Below are 7,315 nucleotides of genomic sequence, written 5' to 3' on the forward strand. Positions count from 1 at the left end.
CCGACGGGGCGGAGGTGGCCGCGGGCCTGCTCGCCGGGGCGCTCGGATGAACGAGCGGCCCCGGGGCCGGGGAGGCGGGGGCTGGGGCGGGGGCTGGGGCTGGGGCGGCGCATGCTGTCCGTACCACGCGAGGCGTCGCGGAAGGTGACAGATCGGCCACCCTCCGTGCCGTCGCGTCCGCCCGTCACCGCCCCGTCATCGACCTGCGGCGCGGAGGCGCACCGCGGGACGCCCCGCCGTGACCTGGCGCGGCAGCCGGTGCGGAAGCGCGCCGTACCAGAGGTAGGAGGCGGTGAAGCCGAACGCGAGACAGATCATGCCGCCCACCGCGTCCAGCCAGAAGTGGTTGGCGGTGGAGACGATCACCAGCAGGGTGGCCATGGGGTAGAGCAGGCCGAGGATCCGCACCCAGGGGGCCGTGGCGAGCGCGAAGATGATCAGGCCGCACCACAGGGACCAGCCGATGTGCATCGACGGCATGGCCGCGTACTGGTTGGACATGTTCTTCAGATTGCCCGAGGCCATCGAACCCCACGTCTCGTGGTGCACGACGGTGTCGATGAAGCGCTGCCCGGTCATGAGTCTCGGCGGCGCCAGCGGATACAGGTAGTAGCCGAGCAGGGCCACCAGCGTGGTCGCGAACAGGGCCAGTCTGGCCGCCGCGTAACGGCCGGGATGGCTGCGGAACAGCCAGATCAGCACCCCGATGGTGACGATGAAGTGCAGGGTGGCGTAGTAGTAGTTCATGGCGATGATCAGCCAGGTCACCGAGTCCACGGCGTGATTGATCGAACGCTCCACCGCGATGCCGAGCGTCTGCTCCGTCCGCCAGATCCAGTCCGCGTTGCTGAGGGCCTTGGCCTTCTGCTCGGGCACGGCGTTACGGATCAGCGAGTACGTGTAGTAACTCACCGCGATCAGCAGGATTTCGAACCAGATGCGCGGGCGGCCGGGCGAGCGCAGGCGCTGCAGCCTGGTGCGCTCGTCGGGCGTCGGGCGGGCCGTCTCGTCAGGGATGGGTGACGGGGTGGCCGGTCGGCTTTCCTGTGTGTTCACGGTGGATTCACCCATGGTGGGAAAGTCTGCCAGATTGGTGCCACCGATCGATCATCCCTCGGGCGGGTTCCCGGCGCATCCGCTCCACCTCAAGGACTAGGGCCTCTCGTATGGATCAGGCCGGGCTCGCGAGCCCTGCACCGCGCCTCGCGGCGTTGTCGTCGGTCATCCCCAAGGTCTCGGCTTCGCTCGACCAGGGGAGACCCCATCCGCTCCGCGTGGGCTCCCTCCTCCGCCTCGCGATCCACGGCACCAGGCCCCGCTCCCTCATCCGGCCTGATCCGAACGAAAGACCCTAGGCCGCTGTGCGGGTGTTCCCGGGGGGACCGGGGGCCGGCCCCGAGGCGGTTGAACCGCGTACGACCAGCTCGGGCATGAAGACGAACTCGCTGTGCGGCGCGGGTGTGCCGCCGATCTCCTCCAGGAGTGTCCGGACCGCGGCCTGCCCCATGGAGGGCACCGGTTTGCGGATCGTCGTCAGCGGCGGGTCCGTGAAGGCTATGAGGGGCGAGTCGTCGAAACCGACGACCGACAGGTCCCGGGGCACGTCGAGGCCGAGCCGGCGCGCGGCCCTGATCGCGCCGAGCGCCATCATGTCGCTCGCGCACACCACCGCCGTACAGCCGCGCTCGATCAGCGCCGCCGCCGCGGCCTGCCCGCCCTCCAGGGTGAACAGCGACTGCTGGATCAGCTCCTCCGTCTGCGCCGCCGACAGGCCCAGCAGCTCCTGCACCGTCGCGCGGAACCCCTCGATCTTGCGCAGGACCGGCACGAACCGCTTCGGGCCGACGGCCAGCCCGATGCGCTGGTGGCCGAGCGAGACGAGATGCGTCACCGCGAGCCGCACGGCCGCCCGGTCGTCCGGGGATATGAAGGGCGCGCGCACCTTCGGCGAGAAACCGTCCACCAGGACGAACGGCACGCCCTGGGCGCGCAGCCTCTCGTAGCGGCGCATGTCGGCCGAGGTGTCGGCGTGCAGCCCCGAGACGAAGATGATGCCGGAGACGTCCCGCTCCACCAGCATCTCGGTCAGCTCGTCCTCCGTGGAGCCGCCGGGGGTCTGCGTCGCCAGCACCGGCGTGTAGCCCTGCCGGGTCAGCGCCTGGCCGATGACCTGGGCCAGGGCAGGGAAGATCGGGTTCTCCAGCTCGGGGGTGATCAGCCCGACCAGCCCCGCGCTGCGCCTGCGCAGTCTGACGGGGCGTTCGTAGCCGAGGACGTCGAGCGCGGCGAGTACGGACTCACGGGTGGCCGCGGCAACCCCGGGCTTGCCGTTCAGTACGCGGCTGACCGTCGCTTCGCTGACCCCCGCCTGAGTTGCGATATCGGCAAGCCGTGCGGTCATGGGAGTGGACTGTACCGGGCGGGTGTCGGATTGCCCACCACGCGCGGTTTCCGGTCACGGCAGCAAGCTCTTGCAAGATCTTGCGAAACCTTCCCGTTGCGGGGTCGGGGCGCGGTTGCCGTACGGTCCGCCCCCTGGCGGCCCCTGGTGGATCCAGCAAGGCATCGGCCGGTAATCACCAGGACACGCGCCGGTAACGATCAGCGGTTCTTGCAGAAATCTTCCGCAAGGTCTTTCGGCCTTCTTGCATCGCTGTTACTTTCACGACCGACCCGGCACCGCGACGGAGCGGTACGGCAGTTGAAGGAGTTCGGATGCGACGTGGCATAACGGCCACCGCCCTGGCCGCGATCCTGGCCCTCGCGGCGACCGCCTGCGGCGGTGACGGCGAATCGGGCAACGGCGGCGGCAAGAACGGTGAGTTGTCGGGGACGGTCACCTGGTGGGACACCTCGACCGTCGGCAGCGAGGACAAGGTCTTCAAGAAGCTCGCCGAGGGCTTCACCGCGCTCCATCCGAAGGTCAAGGTCAACTACGTCAACGTGCCCTTCGGCGACGCCCAGAACAAGTTCAAGAACGCGGCCCAGTCCGGCTCCGGCGCCCCCGACGTGATCCGCTCCGAGGTCGCCTGGACCCCCGAGTTCGCCGACCTCGGCTACCTCGCGCCCCTCGACGGCACGGCCGCGCTCAAGGACGAGAAGGACTTCCTTCCGCAGGCCGCCGCCTCCACGAAGTACGACGACAAGACCTACGCGGTGCCTCAGGTCATCGACTCCATGGGGATCTTCTACAACAAGAAGATCTTCAAGGAGGCGGGTGTCCAGGTGCCCGGGACCGTGGCCGAGCTGAAGACGGTCTCGAAGAAGATCAAGGACAAGACCGGGAAGACCGGCATGTACCTGCGCGGCGACGACGCCTACTGGTTCCTGTCGTTCCTGTACGGCGAGGGCGGCAACCTGGTCGACGCCACGTCCAGGACCGTGACGGTCGACAACGCGGCCGGTGCCAAGGCCATGACCGTCGTCAAGGACCTCGTCGACTCGGGCGCCGCCAAGACCGACGCCACCGACGGCTGGGAGAACATGCAGGCGTCGTTCAAGGACGGCGAGGTCGCGATGATCATCAACGGTCCGTGGGCCGTCTCCGACACCTACGGCGGCGTGCAGTTCAAGGACAAGGCCAATCTCGGCATCGCGCCCGTCCCGGCCGGATCCGTGGCGCAGGGCGCCCCGCAGGGCGGCCACAACCTCGCGGTGTACGCGGGCTCCAAGAACCTCGACGCCTCCTACGCCTTCACCGAGTACATGACGTCCGCCGCGAGCCAGGCCGAGGTCGCCGAGCAGCTCAGCCTGCTGCCCACCCGTACCTCCGTGTACGACAAGCCGGGCGTCGCGGACAACGAGATCGTCGGCTTCTTCAAGCCCGTGGTCGACAAGGCCATCGAGCGGCCCTGGATCCCCGAGACCGGCAGCCTGTTCGCCCCGCTCGTCACCGAGTACACCAAGGTCCTCACCGGCCAGACCACCCCGGACAAGGGCGTCGGCGCGACCGGCGACGCGTACCGCAAGCTCCTCAAGGGCTGGAAGTAGCGCGACCGGCACCGCGACCGGCACCGCGACCGGCACCGCGACCGGCACCGCGACCGGCACCGCGACCGGGATCAGGACCGGACACCGACACCGAGACCGACACCGAGACCGAGACCGAGATCGAGACGTGAACGTGAACGTGGCAGAGGAAGGAAGGCGGACCCGCTGATGGCTGTCCACACCAGCCGGTCGGTGGCATCGGCCCCGGGCGGCGAACCCGCCCCCGGCCGGGGCTCCGGCTCCGGCACACCGGCCGGCGCGCCCCGGGGGACCGGCGGCGGGCTCCGGCGAGCCGTCGCCACCCACTGGTACGCCTGGACCATGGTCGCCCCGGTGGTCGTCGTGATCGGCGTGATCATCGGATACCCGCTGCTGCGCGGGATCTACCTGTCGCTCACCGACGCCAACGAGCGCAACGTCGAGCGCAACATCGGCGTCAACCACCTCCCGGCCACCTACAAGTTCGTCGGACTCGACAACTACGCCGACGCGCTGACGGGCAGTCAGTTCCTGGCCACCCTCGGCTGGACGCTGGTGTGGACGGTCTCCTGCGTCAGCGTCACCTTCGCGCTCGGGCTGGCCCTCGCCAATATCCTCAACCGCCGGATCGCCGGCCGCTCCGCCTACCGGATGCTGCTGATCCTGCCCTGGGCCGTCCCGGGCTTCGTCTCCGTCTTCGCCTGGCGCTTCCTCTACAACGAGGACCGCGGCTTCCTCAACAAGCTGCTCGCGGGCGGCGGCATCGACGCCGTGCCGTGGCTCAACGACCCCACCTGGGCCAAGTTCTCGGTCATCGCCGTCAACATCTGGCTCGGCGTGCCGTTCATGATGGTCGCGCTGCTCGGCGGACTCCAGTCCATCCCGGGCGAGATGTACGAGGCCGCCGAGATGGACGGCGCGGGCCCCTGGCAGCGGTTCCGGCACATCACCATGCCGGGACTGCGCCCGGTCAGCACGACCGTGATCCTGCTCTCCACCATCTGGACGTTCAACATGTTCCCGGTGATCTTCCTGCTGACCAGGGGAGGACCCGGCGAGGCGACGCAGATCCTGGTCACCCAGGCGTACAAGTTCTCCTTCGAGATCAGTCCGCGCGACTTCGCGCAGTCCTCCACCTGGGGCGTGCTGATCCTGGTCCTCCTGATGCTCTTCGCCGCGGTCTACCGGCGAGTCCTCCGCCAGCAGGGAGATACGTGGTGACCACCGCAGCCCCCGCCCCGACCGCCACCGCACCCGCCTCCGCCAACGCCGTACAGCCCGCCAACCCGCCCTTGCGCGGGCGGCGTTCACCGGCTGCGTCGGTCGCCCTGCACGCCACCCTCGTCGTCGCGTCCGTGATCGCCGTCTTCCCGGTGCTGTGGGTCCTGCTGACCTCGCTCAAGCCCGCGAGCTACGCCACGACCACGGACTTCTTCAAAGAGACGACGTTCGAGAACTACACCAACCTGCTGCGGGACACCCCGTTCCTCACCTGGTTCGGCAACTCGCTGGTCATCGCGGGCCTCACCACCCTCCTCGGGGTGTTCGTCGCCGCCACCACCGGCTACGCGGTCAGCCGCTTCCGCTTCCCCGGCAAGCGCGGGCTGATGTGGACCCTGCTGGTCACCCAGATGTTCCCGGTCGCCGTGCTCATCGTGCCGATCTACAACATCATGGCCGGGCTCGGGCTGCTCAACAGGTCGGCGGGGCTGGTCATCACGTACCTCACCATCGCCGTGCCGTTCTGCGCCTGGATGATGAAGGGCTTCTTCGACACCATCCCCCGGGAGATCGACGAGTCCGGCATGGTCGACGGACTGACGCCGTTCGGGACCTTCTACCGGCTGATCCTGCCGCTCGCCAAGCCCGGACTCGCGGTGACCGCGTTCTACTCCTTCATCACCGCCTGGGGCGAAGTGGCCTACGCGTCGGCCTTCATGGTGGGCGACGAGAACCTCACCCTGGCCGGGGGCCTGCAGAAGTTCGTCAACCAGTACGGCGCCCAGTGGGGCCCGATGACCGCCGCGTCCGTGCTGATCGCCATCCCCGCCGCGCTCGTCTTCCTCTTCGCGCAGCGGCACCTGGTCACCGGCATGTCCGCCGGTGCCGTCAAGGGCTGACCGCCCTGCCCGACCGCCACACCCCGTACCCCGTAACTCCGTACCCCGTACCACTGACTCCGTACCTCCGTACCCCGCACCACCGCATCCCGCACCACCGATTCCGTACCACCACGACGGCGCCGACGGCCCCCTCGGCGCGGCGTCGCCCCCCGCCCCCCAGACACTCCAGGGACGACATGACCCAGCACCTCACTGCCCCTCTCACCGGCACGTCCGACGACGCCCCGGGCCACGGCCGCGGCTGGTGGCGGGACGCGGTGATCTACCAGGTCTATCCACGCAGCTTCGCCGACGGGAACGGCGACGGGATGGGCGACCTCGACGGGGTGCGCCGCCGCCTTCCCCACCTCGCCGGGCTGGGCGTCGACGCCGTGTGGCTCAGCCCCTTCTACGCCTCCCCGCAGGCCGACGCCGGATACGACGTGGCCGACTACCGCGCCATCGACCCGATGTTCGGCACCCTGCTGGACGCCGACGCGCTGATCCGCGACGCCCACGAGCTGAACCTGCGGATCATCGTGGACCTCGTGCCCAACCACTCCTCCGCGGAGCACGAGTGGTTCAGGCGCGCGCTGCGCGAGGGGCCGGGATCCGCGCTGCGCGAGCGCTACCACTTCCGTCCCGGCAAGGGCGCGGACGGCGAACTGCCTCCCAACGACTGGGAGTCCATCTTCGGCGGCCCCGCCTGGACCAGGACCACCGACCCGGACGGCGCCCCCGGTGACTGGTATCTGCACCTGTTCGCCCCCGAGCAGCCCGACTTCAACTGGGACCACCCGGCCGTCGCCGACGAGTTCCGCTCCATCCTGCGCTTCTGGCTGGACATGGGTGTCGACGGCTTCCGCGTCGATGTCGCCCACGGCCTGGTCAAGGCGGCGGGACTGCCCGACATCGGCGACGCGGGACAGCTCAGGCTGCTCGGCGCCAACGACGGGGGCATGCCCTTCTTCGACCAGGACGGCGTGCACGAGATCTACCGGCAGTGGCGCTCCATCCTCGACGAGTACCCCGGCGAGCGGATCGCCGTCGCCGAGGCATGGACCCCGACCGTCGAGCGCACCGCCAACTACGTACGCCCCGACGAGCTGCACCAGGCGTTCAACTTCCAGTACCTGGGCACCTCCTGGGACGCGGCCGAGCTGCGCGAGGTCATCGACGCGTCGCTCGCCGCGATGCGCCCGGTCGGCGCCCCCGCCACCTGGGTGCTCTCCAACCACGACGTG

Annotated in this window: 6 protein-coding genes; 4 read left to right on the plus strand and 2 right to left on the minus strand. The window is 69.4% G+C overall.

Annotated features, from left to right (window positions below; all coding sequences use genetic code 11):
* Positions 1-195: 195 nt before the first annotated feature.
* Both DVH02_RS32505 and DVH02_RS32515 read right to left on the minus strand, forming a co-directional pair.
* Positions 196-1,071, minus strand: a complete 876-nt coding sequence (locus tag DVH02_RS32505; RefSeq protein WP_114627441.1) for a phosphatase PAP2 family protein — start codon at positions 1,069-1,071, stop codon at positions 196-198.
* Between the two features lie 280 nt (positions 1,072-1,351).
* Complete coding sequence (locus DVH02_RS32515; protein WP_114627443.1) at positions 1,352-2,401, minus strand: LacI family DNA-binding transcriptional regulator; 1,050 nt, start codon at positions 2,399-2,401, stop codon at positions 1,352-1,354.
* Positions 2,402-2,715: 314 nt separating this feature from the next.
* Here DVH02_RS32515 and DVH02_RS32520 point away from each other — a divergent pair, with 314 nt between their 5' ends.
* The 4 genes from DVH02_RS32520 to DVH02_RS32535 all read left to right on the plus strand — a co-directional run.
* Positions 2,716-3,990 carry an extracellular solute-binding protein gene (locus DVH02_RS32520; protein ID WP_114627444.1) on the plus strand — a complete coding sequence of 425 codons (1,275 nt, stop codon included), beginning with the start codon at positions 2,716-2,718 and terminating at the stop codon, positions 3,988-3,990.
* 168 nt (positions 3,991-4,158) lie between these two features.
* Entirely contained in the window at positions 4,159-5,190 is a 1,032-nt protein-coding gene (locus DVH02_RS32525) for a carbohydrate ABC transporter permease (RefSeq protein WP_114627445.1), read from the plus strand.
* A 71-nt stretch (positions 5,191-5,261) separates the two neighbouring features.
* A complete protein-coding gene (locus tag DVH02_RS32530; RefSeq protein WP_114627446.1) occupies positions 5,262-6,089 on the plus strand; it encodes a sugar ABC transporter permease in 828 nt (275 codons plus the stop codon).
* 179 nt (positions 6,090-6,268) lie between these two features.
* The coding region (locus tag DVH02_RS32535; RefSeq protein ID WP_267899093.1) for an alpha-amylase family glycosyl hydrolase at positions 6,269-7,315 on the plus strand (1,047 nt) is incomplete at its 3' end.

The sequence above is a fragment of the Streptomyces corynorhini genome (assembly GCF_003346515.1).
GTDB classification, from domain to species: Bacteria; Actinomycetota; Actinomycetes; order Streptomycetales; family Streptomycetaceae; genus Streptomyces; species Streptomyces corynorhini.